Origin of the sequence: Paenibacillus sp. FSL H7-0357 (assembly GCF_000758525.1) — a bacterium.
GTDB lineage: Bacteria > Bacillota > Bacilli > Paenibacillales > Paenibacillaceae > Paenibacillus_AQ.
The window spans coordinates 1,826,772-1,840,015 of the sequence record NZ_CP009241.1 but is presented as its reverse complement, the minus strand read 5'-3'; the positions used below and the strand labels follow the sequence as shown (position 1 = coordinate 1,840,015).

Here is a 13,244-nt window from a genome sequence, read left to right as displayed (position 1 = left end):
GAACCGTGAGGTTCCCCGGAGCTTACCCTTTCACCGACCCGATCATTGTTCCTTTCTCAAAGTACTTAAGCAAGAAAGGATAAATGATGAGCACAGGCAAAGAACATACGATTACTGACGCCATCTTCAGGCTCTCTGGTGCAGGAGGCATCAGATTGGTTGCCGTAGTGAACGGATCCAGCTTATTCTCAATGAGGATTTGCCTTATGACTTGCTGCAGGACAAATTTCGACTGGTCGGTAACATACAGCAGATTGTCCATGAACGCGTTGATATGATGAACCAGCGACCACAGCCCGATCGTCACGAGGGACGGAATGGAGAGTGGCAGCACGATACGGAACAAGATCCTAATGTCTCTGGCTCCGTCGATACGGGCCGCTTCAATCAGCGCATCCGGAATGGAGCGGAAGAACGAGAGCATGACCAGAACCTGGAAGGCGTTAGCTGCCGAAGGCAGCACATACACCCAGCGTGAGTTCAGCAAATGCAGCTCCTTAATGAGCAGATAATTCGGCACAATGCCCCCGTCGAAGATCATGGTGAACAGCAGGAGCATGACCAGGACACGTTTCATCGGAAAATCCGGGCGCGACAGCGGATAAGCAGCGCAGACGGTGACCAGCAGCGTCAGGAAGGTGCCTACGATCATGCGGAATATAGTATTCGCATAGCCCGACCAGATGAATGGATACTCCAGCAATTCCTTATAAGCTCTCCATTCGAAGTCCCTTGGGATGAAATGGAAGCCGCTGCGGAGTGCCTCCCCGCGGCCGCTGAAGGATACTGCGATAACATGGATGAACGGGTAAACGACGATAAGCGCGAGTAGTGATAATACAAAATAGATCATTGCCGGGGCAATAAGATCCTGCCATTTTTTTACCTTCATGACTGACTTCCTCCTGCTTCTACCATAATCCGTTCTCCCCTTGGCTCATTTTCCTCACGGTCAGATTGGCGCCCAGAATGAGCAGCAGCCCCACAAATGATTTGAACAGACCGATAGCCGCCGTGTAGCTGTATTGGAACTGCTGCAGCCCCACCCGATAGACATAAGTGTCGATGACATCGCCGGTTTCAAAAGTGACCGGATTCAGCAGGTTAATGATTTGTTCAAAATTTGCGCTTAAGAACCCGCCGAGACTCAAGATGAACATGATCGAAATGGTAGGCATGATCGAAGGAATATTGATCCGGATGATCCGCTGCCAGCGGTTCGCTCCGTCAATAATGGCTGATTCCTGAATTTCGGGGTTGATCCCCGACAAAGCTGCAAAATAAATGATTGAACCCCAGCCCAGATCCTTCAGGATGGAGGAACCTACGATGATGCTCCGGAAGTATTCCTTCTTGCCCATGAAAAAGACAGGTTCCATTCCGAACCAGCCTACGATTTGAGCTACAACTCCGGTAGTTGGCGATAGAAAATAGATAAGAAGACCCGACATGATTACCCAAGATACGAAATGGGGCAGATACATAGTCGTCTGAACAAATCTCTGGAAGCCGCGGGAGCGGACTTCGTTCAGGAGTATTGCCAGAATGATCGGTGCAGGAAAAGCAAAGATCAGCTGGTACATGTTCAGAAGGAGCGTATTTTTAAGCAGACGGTAAAAGTCGCTGCTATGAAACAATTCCTGAAAGTGATGGAAGCCCACCCAGGGACTTCCCCATATTCCATCCACAACCCGGAAATCCTTGAAGGCAATGATCACGCCGTAGAGCGGACCATATTTAAAGATGACGAAGAAGATAAAGGCAAACAGAAACAACGCCATTAGTTCTCCATGCTTTCTTATGGTTTTCATACTGCACTCCCCTGAAACCCCGACCGGCTCATTTCCGCAAGAACCCTTTTTTGCCCTTGCGGAACCACCGTAACCGGATTTATTTATTTTTTAAATTGAGCCTGGTACATCTCATTAGCTTCCTTGGTCAACTCATCGCCGCCTCTGGATTTCCACTCTGTAACGAACTTATCGAAATCATCGAGTGGAATTTCACCGCTGATGATTTGGGCGAAATATTTTTGCATCAGCGAAGTCAGGTCATTCTTGTATTTGCCATCGGAAGGCAGCGCCGAGAAGAGCAGCGCATCCGTCATATTTGGAGCGGAGGAGTAGGTTTTGATGGCTTCATTCAAATCCGGATTAGAGTATTTCTCACGGTAGGCCTGCGTCGTGATGTTACCGAATGAGAAGAGTCTAACGCCGATCTGATCGCGTGCTTCCTGCTTCTCGAAACCAGTCAGGAACGTAGTGGCTCCAGAGGTGGCTCCGCTCTCAACGAAGTCCCAATGAGTGCCCTTCACCCCGAGGCTGGTCATGTTGATGGTTTCTTCGTCACTGCTTTCTGCTCTCAGTATTTCGAACAGCTTCTCAAGCTTTTCCGGTTGATCCTTCACTTTGTTGCTGATGACGACAAAGTTGCTCTTCACTCCCCAGTCCCAGGAGCCGTCACCACCAGGTCCCTTAGGATTCTTAGCAAAGACCAGCTCCGAATTAGGATTCAAAGACTTCATTTCCGTCACGGTTCCCGAAGTCGGGAGCGCACCCTTGGCAATCTGCTCCTCAATAACACCAATCCGGTTATTGTAAAGCTTCTTGCGGTAGGAATCCTGTGTATCCGTGATAAACTCAGGGTCAATGACCCCGTCGGCATACCACTGCCGAAGTTTGGCCAGCGCTTCCTTCGTTTCCGGCATCACGGAGCCGTTCATCAGTTCTCCATTCTTCTCGTGCCACATGGTCGGTTCCACGCCGAACGCACCGAAGATGGAATAGAAGCCGGATGACCAGGTGGACGTCGCCGTACCCGTCAAGCCGTAGGTATCTTTTTTGCCATTTCCGTCCGGATCCTTCTCAGCAAATGCATAGACTGCCTTCTCGAACTCATCCAGTGTCTCCGGAGCCTTTGTGATGCCTACCTTATCCAGCCAATCCTTGCGCCAGAGCATCGCCAGATCATATGGCTTCAGATCAATAAACATTGGGATGGCCCATAACTTGTTGTCTACAGTAACGGTTTGAAACAGCGCGTTGTTTTTTTCAATATCTTTGGAATACTCCGGCATTTTTTCCTTCAGCATGTTCGGATCAATGTCCATCAGAACACCCTGATTCATATACGCTGACACGTTGGAGGGATCGCCCAACATGAAGATGTCGGGAATCTCTCCGGATGCGATGCTGGCATCGGTCACTTTCACCGGTTTGATCTTTACATTGAATTTCTCTTCAAGCCACTTCTGAACGGCGGAGTCCTCTACAACTCCCTGAGCCTGGAAGTGAATCCCCCATGTAATCTCCACCGGCTTTGCTGCCGCCTTTTCAGTGTTTGCAGTGTTTGCAGTGTTTGCGCTCTTGCTTGCTTCTGGCGAAGCCGCGTTTTTTCCATTGTTCGCGTTGTTCCCGTTATCTCCGCCATTGCCGCACCCTGCAAGCAGGCCTGCCACAACGATCACCGGCATAATGGCATTGCCTAGTTTCTTAAGTTTAGTCTGCACAAGAATGTCCCCCTAATCGAAACTGTATTAGACCGCATCCTCACGATAGCTCCCGGCCGGGGTTATGGTAGCGGTTACAACATTTAAGATAGCCTGCTCTGCCCAAGTACACAATCCTCTCTTTCGTTTCTTTTTATGTTTTTGGCCATTTCTGTCCCAGAAATCGGATTATGTTTTTCTTTTTTTTATATGTTTTTCGGTCTTCCCCTTGCCGGAAAACCCATCTGTGATATAATCCCCCTGTACCTCGCTGTGTCGCTGGTTAAATATGTAAGCGTAATCATCTTAGAGAAGTGGAGTGAGTCCCTTGCTGAGAAACCGCTCGATCAAACATAATACAATGTTCGTCAAGCTGCTTCTATCCTTCACTGCCATTGCCGTGATCACCGTCATTCTCATTTCCACCATTACTTACTCCATTTCGGCGGACAATAACATTCAGAACGCTATTGCGTACAACGAATCCATATTGACACAGCAGCAGGAGCTCATCCACAAGGAACTGACCGCCATCAAATATGCCGCCACCGGCATGATTACGACCCAGTCCTACCTGTATCATACAAACGGCAGCAAGTTAAGCGTCAGCTCCCTCATTGATCTCACCGGCTTCGTGGAAGAACAGAAGAAGGTCAGCCCCTACATCGATTCCATCTATTTATATTACGCCCCCTTGGAGCTTATCCTGACCTCGCGTCCCGAGATCAAGGCATCACCCATCTCCACCTTCGTGGACACCTCCTGGATTGAGGTCTGGAATCAGCCTTCTGACAGCCGCACAATCTGGGTTACCGGACGGCAAGACGGCTTTTCGCCGGATCATCCTGCCGCCAGTCTGCTTCAAAAAATGCCTTTAATCGGTCAAGTCGACGGTGCCATCGTCATGAATTTGAAGCTTCAGCTGCTATTCGACGACTATTTAAGCCATTATCATAATAAAAAAGGCAACACCCTTGTTTTAGGGCCGGATTCTGAACTGCTCTATTCCGATGCTGCTGCCGGGGAATCCCTGCTTCAACAGCTGGACCCCGGCCGGCTGACCGGGGCAAGCGGCTTCTACATTGATGATTCCGACCGGATCGTCTCCTATACAACCTCGGAGCTGACCGGCTGGAGATTCGTGGACATTACCAAACGTTCCGCTCTTCTGCAAGGAATGGACCGGATCAAGGTCATTGTCATCACGGTTGCGGCGGCATATCTGATAGCCGCGTTCACCTTATCCTTTTTCCTGTCCAGAAGATTGTATCGGCCGCTCCAGAGTGTAATTTCCTATATTGGCGGCTCCCAAGCCGGTCAGAAGGACGGAGAAGCCTCCCAACTGCCTGCCGGTGACGAAGCCGGCTTCATCCGTCATATCTTCGATCAGCTGGCCCGCAACTGGGAGACGCTGATGACGGAGAAGGGGAAGGCTGATTCCCTTCTTACCGATAACCGGACAGCGATCAAGGAGAAGTATTTGAACGACCTCATCCAGGGCGGCAGTACAGATCAGGCAGCGGAGCTGCTGGGGCTCCGGCTGGACTTTACCCGGTTTGCTGTGCTGACTCTTGAGCTGGAGGAGCCTTATCCGTTGAACGGACCGGATGGCAACCTCCAATTCCACTTGTTCCGCTACGGGCTGATGGAAGAGCTGGGAGGCGATATCAATGGTGAAATCTTCGCCAAGGATGAGAAGCGGACGGTGATTCTCCTGACCGTTCCTCCGGGCGACGACGAATTCCCGCTGGAGCAAGCCAAGAAGCTGAAGCAGCTTCTGCTGACCCGGTACAGCATGAACGCGACCTTCGCCGTCAGTCCAATTTACAAAGGAGAAGAAAAGGTCCGTTTGGCGTACGAGAATACTTTGGAAGCTCTGAATCTGAAAATGTACATCGGCAAAGGCGAAATTCTGTCCTATGACATTCTCGCCGACTGGAAATCAGAAGAGGAGGCTTATTATTATCCGTACGAGCTGGAAACAAAACTGCTGCAGGCGCTGCTGCAGACGGATAAAGAGGAATGCTTCAATGCCATTCGGCAGATCACCCGGACTGTGATTGACAAGAAGCTAGGGAAGGCCAATATCCAGCAGCTGTTCTTCCAGCTGAGCGGGGAAATTATGAAGACGCTTGTCCAGACCCGGGGCGATATGTCCGCAGTGTTCGGGGACAGACCGGCTTACGCAGATGTACTGGCACGTGCCGAGACCTTGTCCGATATGGAAGAGTGCCTGCTGGACATGTGCGGCAGGATCATCACCTACCACAAGGAGAAACGTTCCAAGATGACGGATGTGACCCTGCAGCTGGCGACGGACTATATGGATGCGAACTTCAATAATAATATTTCTGTGGACACGGTAGCCGAATATGTTCAGCGCAGCTCATCCTACTTAAGCCGTATCTTCAAGGAGTCCACAGGGATGACCGTCAACGATTATTTGATCCAGCTTCGCATGAAGCGGGCTATGGAGCTATTGAAGCAGCTCGACCTTTCCATTGAGGAGATCTGCCGGGAAATCGGATATGCGAACGTAAGCTATTTCAATAAGATGTTTAAGACCCGGACGGGGCTGACTCCCGGACAATACCGGCAGCAGCAGGCGGCCGACAAGCTTCTCGCTCAAGGGAAGGAAAAGGCCGAATAATCCGGCAAAAAGCCGCCGGGAAATTCCCGGCGGCTTTACTTGCGGATCAGGCCATTTATGCATTGTGTGATTATCGCCTCGGACTCCTACTTCAAATCAATCGTCTCATTAAGATTCGATTGCTCCGTATCCTGCTTCGTTAGCCGTTTAAACAGGTAAGTCACTTTCTCGGCCAGGTTGCCGCTCTTCCAATATTCAGCCGCTTCGGCTTGGACCCTTATCAGAATCACGTCGGGGTCATCATAGCTGGTCTGCAGAAAAGCATCGTAGCCGGGATTCCAAAATTCTTTTTTCTTCTCCACATCCTGCACAAGCTTGGCCGTTCCACGGATGGAGACATAGGATTTATCAGCGTATATGACATTAACCCTCGGGTCATGAAGAATTTCCTCGAATTTGCTGGTATCCTTCTTGGTAAGAAACCATAAATCTCCGTCGAACTCGACTTCCTGTGTCTTCATGGGACGGGATACCAGTCCTTCGGCCGAAATCGTTGTTAACATGGCCGTATCAATGCCTTTGATCAAATCTCTAACCGTCTCGACAGCTTCCTGATGACTGTTGTTCAATTTGGACATGCTTATCGCCTCGTTTCTTCCGGGTTATGGATAGGTTATCCAAATGCATATCAATTATTACCCAGAAAGCACAAAACATTACCTGTTCATTTCAGTTCAGCGGCGTGATGGTGTGTAATGCTAACCTATAGACGAGCCTGCTTCTTGTATTCTGTCGGATAGCAGCCTTCGGATTCTATAAATAATTTGACGAAATGTCTGGTGCTGTAATATCCCACTTGCAGGGCGATATCTTTTACCGGAAGGTTGGTCGTACTTAAAAGCTCCTTGGCCCGGTGAATCCGCAGACGAGTCAAATATTTCGTAAATGTGGTCCCTGTTTTTTTGTGGAAGGTAGAGCTCAGATAATTAGGTGTGATTCTCAGCCTCTCCGCCAACTGGGCAATGGAGATATTGCTGGCATAATGTTGTTCAATAGAATAGATCACTTCTGAGATCATATCCGGAGGCTCGCCCTCCAGTTTTTTCTTGTCAGTTAGCAGCTTATCCGCATGGCGGGTAAGTAGGGTTGTCAGCTCAACGGTTTCAAGCTCAGTACTATCATTCATTCCATATTGAATAAAACTCCGCATATGCTTTATTTGTTGCTTGGAGTGTTGTTCCGTCCTTAACAGGGTCGTAATTTCTTCCAACTCCCTGCAGTAATCCATATAGAGATGGTGATGGTAATCATCGACCAGCTTGGTCATTACAAGTCCCATATGAGCTGCCGCAGGAGGCTGCTTCTGGAGCTCTTCAAGCGAAAATCTGTGGTTAATTCCTATAACGGCACGCAGCGGCAGCAACCGGCGAATGTCCTGCAGACCTGCCAGCATGCCGCCAATATTTGTATATATGCTGCTATCAACCTGAGTATAGGCAATCCTTTGGTCTGTCAGACGGTTTATTCGGTGATATATGCTGTCCGTCATAACTTCCATCTGCAGATCGTCCTTCGGCTCCCCCTCCTGCCAACACATCGCCACTGCTGTTTCCCCGCTAGTCAGCGTAAATATTGCCACACGGCAAGTTAAAGAGGACCATCCGCTGACAGCTTCCTGTATTGCACTGTATAAACAGCGCTTGGCTTGTTCCATTTGTCCCGGGAATGCATGCGTATCTGTCGCAATCAGTAATACCTTATATTTCGTATAACGGGCTTCGGAGACGAATTCTGCCAGGCCGGGGGACTGCCCGTTATTCAAAGCTGCCAGTATGTAATGCTCAAATTCGTCGTCAAGCCTTTGGTAGGTCTGATCAATCTTAGTAAAAAGTGAATCCAGGACCGCTCCCAGCTCCTCCATCCCCAGAGGCTTTAATAAATACATAAAGGCTCCCAGGCTAAGCGCCTTGCGGGCATAATCAAACTCGGAAAAACCCGACAAAATGACCCACTGGGTATGGGGAGAAAGCTTGCGGCCGCGTTCAATCGCTTCCAGTCCGTTCATTTTGGGCATTCGGATATCGACAAAAGCTACATCGGGCTGCATTTTTGACAAAGCATTCAGCAGGTCCTCCCCGTTGGTTGCCTCACCGGCAATTGAAATGTCGCGCTCCGATTCCTCCAGCATGCTGATCAATGAGACTCTGGATAGCTTTTCATCATCTGCAACAAGCACTCTCATTTCTCCACATCCTTAAGCGGTATTCGAATGGTCACGGTGGTCCCCATTCCGGGCGAGCTATGAATATCAAAGGCAGCGGACGGATAAGCAAATTTCAAACGCTCCTGCACATTACGCAGTCCAATGCTATCCTCTAATTCAGCGGCTGGTTCCAGGAACCCGACTCCGCTATCTTCTATTTTTATGTACAAGCAATCTTCACCCTCTTGTTCAAGTCCCGCATCGACAACAAGGCGGCAGGGCATGGCTGAAGGTTCAATCCCGTGAATAATCGCATTCTCGACCAGTGGCTGGAGCAGCAGTTTGGGAATTTTAAATTCTGAAATCCGGGGATCAAACTGCAGGCTGAACTCCAAACGTTCATCAAACCGTAATTGCTGTAAACCGCAATATTTGCGCAGAAAAGTAAAGGTTTCCCCTATGGTAGTCCAATTCTCCTGAACAAGCGTATATCGCAGTAGCGAGCTGAGAGAAAGGATGGCCTCCTCCAGTTTTTTCTTTTCGCCGATCCTGTTCAGCGCGAAAAATCCATTTAACGTATTGAACAGAAAATGAGGCTCAATCTGGGCTTGCAACGCCCGGAATCTCATCTCCTTTTCATTCAAGACGGCGACGTATTCTTTTTGGATCAGCTCGTTGATGGTGTCAATCATATGGTTGAAGGAGTATCCCAGACTGGCGATTTCGTCTTTGCCGACGGGCTCCAGCCGGACCTGGAAATTCCCTCTCTCCACCTGCTTCATGGCCTGTTTCATTTGAAGAAAGGGACCCACAATCCAGCGCGAAACATAACGCAACAGCAGCAATGTGAGCAGCAGGCCGATAAAGGCGAATAGAAGCCCTACAATATACATCCATTCTACCTTTTCCCTCAGCTCTGATTTCGAAAGCAAGGCAACCATTTTCCAATTGGCCTGGCGAATCGGTTTGGAGATGACGACATAAGATTCTCCGGAATCTTTAACCTGAGATACCCCTGCACTGGAGATCTCTTTGAGAATGTGCTCTGACAAAGGGGCCGTGGAATAAAAGACCTCTCCCTTTTCATTGAGGATCGCACTAATGGACCGCACGCCAAAATCCTTGATCACAATCTCGTCCAGCAAGCTTGTCTCCGCATCAGCCATAATGACAGCCAGCGGACGAAGGGATTCAGGATCTTTAATAACGCGGGCTACGGAAAATACACGTTTGGTCAGCGGGGCTGTAAAATAATCCTGATGGTGGGTGCTAATAAAGGTTGCTTTGCCATCCGCCTGTACCGTTTGAAGATACCACGGCTGATCAAAAAACGGATAATCTTCAACGACATCCGACAGACCGTTGGTCTGACTGTATACGTCACCATTTTGAGTCAGCAGCAAGGCGGCTGATAAATTGTTGCCGTAGGTCAACAGAAATGCCGGCAGGAAGGTATTTAAGGACAGCTCCACCGGGTATTTGACGAATTCGGTGTTGGAAGAATAATCAGAAGTATTCTTAGTAATCAATGCTTGCATTAATTCCGGGCTAAAATAGGGAAGATAAGTGATTTGCTCTAACTGTTCCAGATAGGTCACAATATGTTCGGTCATGGAGGTAAGCGTGTTCCGCGTCAGCGCTTCGGTCTCCCGTTCCAAAAGATACTGATAATAAGCCGGCATGCAAACCATAATAATCGCCACGGGTATGGCTATGATCAATGCGTAAGAAAGGGTTAATTTGGATCGCAGCGTATGCAGTTTCATTGGAAGCCCCTCCTTTACTACAACAAGAATAAGGAAAGTACACCCAGAAGTCAATTCGAGAAATGAGCGCATAAATCGTAGAATGGTGTCATTTGATAGCGCTTTTATAAATGCTATTCTTTTGTATGTAAGCGCGTTAATTAATAATTGGGGGATGACAAAATGAAAAAGAAATATCTAAGTTCTGTACTGGCTGCCAGTCTCTGTCTCGGACTTGCTGCCTGCAGCAATAACGAAAACAAGAATGTGGAAGGTGCTGCAGAGAACGTCAAGCTGACCATGATGCTGACCGTAGGTGAACAGGGTGTACGGGATGTCATCCAGGAAATTGTAGCGAATTATCAAACGGAACATCCGGGGACACAAATCGAGGTTCAGTTCCCAGGCTCCAACTATGAAAGTATTATGAAAATGAAAATGGCCTCCAACGAATTACCGGATATTTTCGATACCCATGGCTGGGCCAAGCTCCGTTACGGTGATTACACCATGGATCTGAAAAACGAACCTTGGGCAGCAAAAATGTCGGACACGATCAAACCGACGCTTACTGATAAAAGCGGTAAAGTCTACGCACTGCCGCTCAACGAAGCGAAAGACGGCCTTTTCTATAATGTTAAAGTACTTGAAAAATACGGTGTGACGCCGCCTGCTACCCTGGATGAGCTTCTGGCTTCCGCCGAAAAAATCAAAACAGAAAGCAAAGGTGAAGTCATTCCGATGTTCTTCTCCGGGCTTGATCCTTGGACCATCGGCCAGTTCTTTGATATGATGGCAAATCCGCTTCTGATTACTCCGCCGCAGAATGAAGCCCAGGCACTTCTTGATGGCACCTTCGACTGGAATAAATGGACCTATCTGCCTGAGAAATTCAAGGAAATATATGATAAGGGCTATACGAACAACGACTTGCTGACGGCAAAATATGCGGACGAAGCCCGTCTTTTCGCTGAAGACAAGCTGGCATTTGCGTTCCATACTCCTTCGTCCTATGCAGATATCCAAAAGATCAATCCTGATGTGAAAATGGGAATCGCTCCGCTGCCGGCTATTGTTGCAGGCGACGAGCCTACCTTTGCCGGAGGCGAGCGGCTTGCACTCGGGGTATGGAAGGACACCAATTATCCTGAACAAACGAAAGATTTCCTGAATTATATGGCGCAGCCGGATAATGTCAAGAAAGTATCCGATGCAACCCTTTCTCCAGCCGCCCTCAAGGATGTATCCGGCGGTGGCGCTTTCAGTGAGTACTATGATCAATATAAGGATACTAAAGTACTGCCTTATTTTGACCGGATATACCTTCCTAACGGCATGTGGGATGTAATGATTACGAACGCCCAGGAATTGTTGGCCGGAAATATTACCGCTAAGAAATACAGCGAGAATATGAAGTCAGAAGTAGAACGGCTAAAAGCTCAGCAGAAATAGATATAGAGCAGGAACAGAGAGTCCTCACTGAAGAGAGGGCTCTCTGTTCCTCATATTGGGAGGGAATTGTGTGAAGAAATCATTACTCGGAATCAATATGATGTATTTGCCGGCATTGATTTTGTTTGCTGCATTTATTTTTTACCCGTTTATGAACGGCATACGGATCTCTTTTACAAACTGGGACGGCTATTCGCAAAATTCCGCCTGGGTTGGCTTAGCCAACTATAAACGCTTATTTACAGATCCGAATATAGGAACGGTTGTCAAAAATACATTAACCTACGGTTTGGGCAGCACAATTCTGCAAAACTTGTTTGGCTTGCTGTACGCGCTTTTGCTGAACCAGAGCATTAAAGGCAGAGGAATCGTTAGAACAATCATCTATTTGCCGGTCATTATCAGCCCTTTGATCATGGGTTACATTTGGTATTTCATCTTCCAGATGAACGGCGGCGCCTTGAACGATCTGGTTAAGCTGTTTGGCGGAGATCCGGTTAATTTCCTGGCCAATCCGCAGCTGAATGTCTGGCTGATTACGCTGGTCAACACCTTTCAATTTGTCGGTACGGCCATGATTATTTATTTGGCAGGCCTGCAGTCCATTTCTGCCGATTATTATGAAGCAGCTTCATTGGACGGCGCATCCGCTTGGCAGCGTTTCAAGAATGTCACCTTCCCTCTGCTAGCCCCGTCAATCACTATCAATGTGGTCATTAATATCATTGGCGGACTGAAGCTGTTTGACGTAATCATCGCTCTAACCAACGGAGGCCCCGGCTACGCCTCACAGTCTCTGTCGACGATGATGTACCAAATGTATTTTGCCAGACAGGACGCTGGATACGCAGCATCTATGGGTAACTTAATGTTCTTTATTACTAGCATTATCGGCATAGCTGCATTGATTCTGCTGCGGAGAAAGGAGAATGCATAATGGCAACCCCCAAAATAAACAAGTGGCAAATCGCGTTGATGGCGCTGATTGGCGTAGTTCATATTGTTCCGCTGTACCTATTAGTCAGCACCGCGTTCAAAAAGGAAAGTGATTTAAGTTCGAAGTGGGTTCTTCCGGGTTATTTCAATCTGGACAATTTCAAGAATGCTTGGCAATATGCCAATCTAGACCGTGCCTTTATTAATAATATAATCATCACGTTTTTTGCCGTTCTCCTTATTCTGGTTGTCGGTTCGCTTGCCTCCTATCCGTTGTCCCGTTTTCAGACACGCTTGAATAAATTCGTTTATATTCTGTTCATTTCCGCGCTGATCGTCCCCCCCTTGACCGTGTTAGTGCCGCTATACCAGTTCATCGTGGACTTGAATGGTCTGAATACGTATTGGGGTGTGATCCTGCTCAATGTAACCTTCAATCTTCCGATGACCATTTTCTTGTACACCGGTTTTATCGGCACCATCCCCAAAGAACTGGATGAAGCCGGGATGATTGACGGAACCTCCAGAGTAGGACTATTCTTCAAAATCATTTTGCCGCTGCTGCAGCCCGTAACGGTGACGGCGATTATTTTGTCAGGGGTTTCGATCTGGAATGACTATCAATTCTCTCTTTTCTTCCTGCAATCGTCCAGCATGCATACACTGACAGTGGCCTTATCCGCATTCTTCTCCCAGTTTACCAGCAATCTGAGCTGGGTAGCCGCCGGATCTCTGATGTCCATGCTGCCGCTTACGCTGTTGTATCTTTTCCTCCAGCGTTTTTTCATTGCCGGCTTATCCGCCGGGGCTGTAAAAAGCTGAACCTCGTTA

General features: G+C 48.3%; 10 protein-coding genes. 4 read left to right on the top strand and 6 right to left on the bottom strand.

The window, feature by feature from the left end; genetic code table 11:
• Positions 1 to 22 precede the first annotated feature (22 nt).
• The 3 genes from H70357_RS08115 to H70357_RS08105 form a co-directional block, all read right to left on the bottom strand.
• A complete protein-coding gene (locus tag H70357_RS08115) occupies positions 23 to 892 on the bottom strand; it encodes a carbohydrate ABC transporter permease (RefSeq protein WP_038587729.1) in 870 nt (289 codons plus the stop codon).
• Positions 893 to 911: 19 nt separating this feature from the next.
• Entirely contained in the window at positions 912 to 1,811 is a 900-nt protein-coding gene (locus H70357_RS08110) for an ABC transporter permease (RefSeq protein WP_038587726.1), read from the bottom strand.
• Positions 1,812 to 1,894: 83 nt separating this feature from the next.
• Positions 1,895 to 3,508 (bottom strand): extracellular solute-binding protein, encoded by a 1,614-nt coding sequence (locus H70357_RS08105; RefSeq protein WP_038587724.1) that lies wholly within the window; start codon positions 3,506 to 3,508, stop codon positions 1,895 to 1,897.
• Positions 3,509 to 3,815: 307 nt separating this feature from the next.
• Between H70357_RS08105 and H70357_RS08100 the strand changes: the two genes are divergently transcribed.
• Entirely contained in the window at positions 3,816 to 6,137 is a 2,322-nt protein-coding gene (locus H70357_RS08100; protein WP_038587721.1) for a helix-turn-helix domain-containing protein, read from the top strand.
• An 86-nt stretch (positions 6,138 to 6,223) separates the two neighbouring features.
• On the opposite strand, the gene H70357_RS08095 is transcribed toward H70357_RS08100, so the two are convergent.
• The 3 genes from H70357_RS08095 to H70357_RS08085 form a co-directional block, all read right to left on the bottom strand.
• Positions 6,224 to 6,715, bottom strand: coding sequence for a pyridoxamine 5'-phosphate oxidase family protein (locus H70357_RS08095; RefSeq protein WP_038587718.1), 492 nt, complete (start codon positions 6,713 to 6,715; stop codon positions 6,224 to 6,226).
• Between the two features lie 125 nt (positions 6,716 to 6,840).
• On the bottom strand, positions 6,841 to 8,319 hold the full coding sequence (locus H70357_RS08090) for a response regulator (protein ID WP_038587715.1): 1,479 nt from the start codon (positions 8,317 to 8,319) through the stop codon (positions 6,841 to 6,843).
• Positions 8,316 to 10,046: a cache domain-containing sensor histidine kinase gene (locus H70357_RS08085; RefSeq protein ID WP_038587712.1), complete on the bottom strand. Its 1,731-nt coding sequence runs from the start codon at positions 10,044 to 10,046 to the stop codon at positions 8,316 to 8,318. The genes H70357_RS08090 and H70357_RS08085 overlap by 4 nt, the downstream gene beginning before the upstream one ends.
• Before the next feature lie 162 nt (positions 10,047 to 10,208).
• On the opposite strand from H70357_RS08085, the gene H70357_RS08080 reads away from it, so the two are divergent.
• From H70357_RS08080 to H70357_RS08070, 3 genes are all read left to right on the top strand, one after another.
• On the top strand, positions 10,209 to 11,477 hold the full coding sequence (locus tag H70357_RS08080; RefSeq protein WP_038587708.1) for an ABC transporter substrate-binding protein: 1,269 nt from the start codon (positions 10,209 to 10,211) through the stop codon (positions 11,475 to 11,477).
• A 97-nt stretch (positions 11,478 to 11,574) separates the two neighbouring features.
• Positions 11,575 to 12,414, top strand: coding sequence for a carbohydrate ABC transporter permease (locus H70357_RS08075; protein ID WP_052092475.1), 840 nt, complete (start codon positions 11,575 to 11,577; stop codon positions 12,412 to 12,414).
• Complete coding sequence (locus tag H70357_RS08070) at positions 12,414 to 13,235, top strand: carbohydrate ABC transporter permease (RefSeq protein WP_038587703.1); 822 nt, start codon at positions 12,414 to 12,416, stop codon at positions 13,233 to 13,235. Before H70357_RS08075 ends, H70357_RS08070 begins: the two co-directional genes overlap by 1 nt.
• The last annotated feature ends 9 nt before the right edge of the window (positions 13,236 to 13,244 follow it).

What these genes read in the sequence shown, in the direction of transcription:
- H70357_RS08075 (WP_052092475.1), top strand. Translation starts at nt 11,575, where the DNA reads ATGATGTATTTGCCGGCATTGATTTTGTTTGCTGCATTTATTTTTTAC.
- H70357_RS08115 (WP_038587729.1), bottom strand. Translation starts at nt 892, where the DNA reads ATGAAGGTAAAAAAATGGCAGGATCTTATTGCCCCGGCAATGATCTAT.
- H70357_RS08080 (WP_038587708.1), top strand. Translation starts at nt 10,209, where the DNA reads ATGAAAAAGAAATATCTAAGTTCTGTACTGGCTGCCAGTCTCTGTCTC.
- H70357_RS08085 (WP_038587712.1), bottom strand. Translation starts at nt 10,046, where the DNA reads ATGAAACTGCATACGCTGCGATCCAAATTAACCCTTTCTTACGCATTG.
- H70357_RS08095 (WP_038587718.1), bottom strand. Translation starts at nt 6,715, where the DNA reads ATGTCCAAATTGAACAACAGTCATCAGGAAGCTGTCGAGACGGTTAGA.
- H70357_RS08110 (WP_038587726.1), bottom strand. Translation starts at nt 1,811, where the DNA reads ATGAAAACCATAAGAAAGCATGGAGAACTAATGGCGTTGTTTCTGTTT.
- H70357_RS08070 (WP_038587703.1), top strand. Translation starts at nt 12,414, where the DNA reads ATGGCAACCCCCAAAATAAACAAGTGGCAAATCGCGTTGATGGCGCTG.
- H70357_RS08090 (WP_038587715.1), bottom strand. Translation starts at nt 8,319, where the DNA reads ATGAGAGTGCTTGTTGCAGATGATGAAAAGCTATCCAGAGTCTCATTG.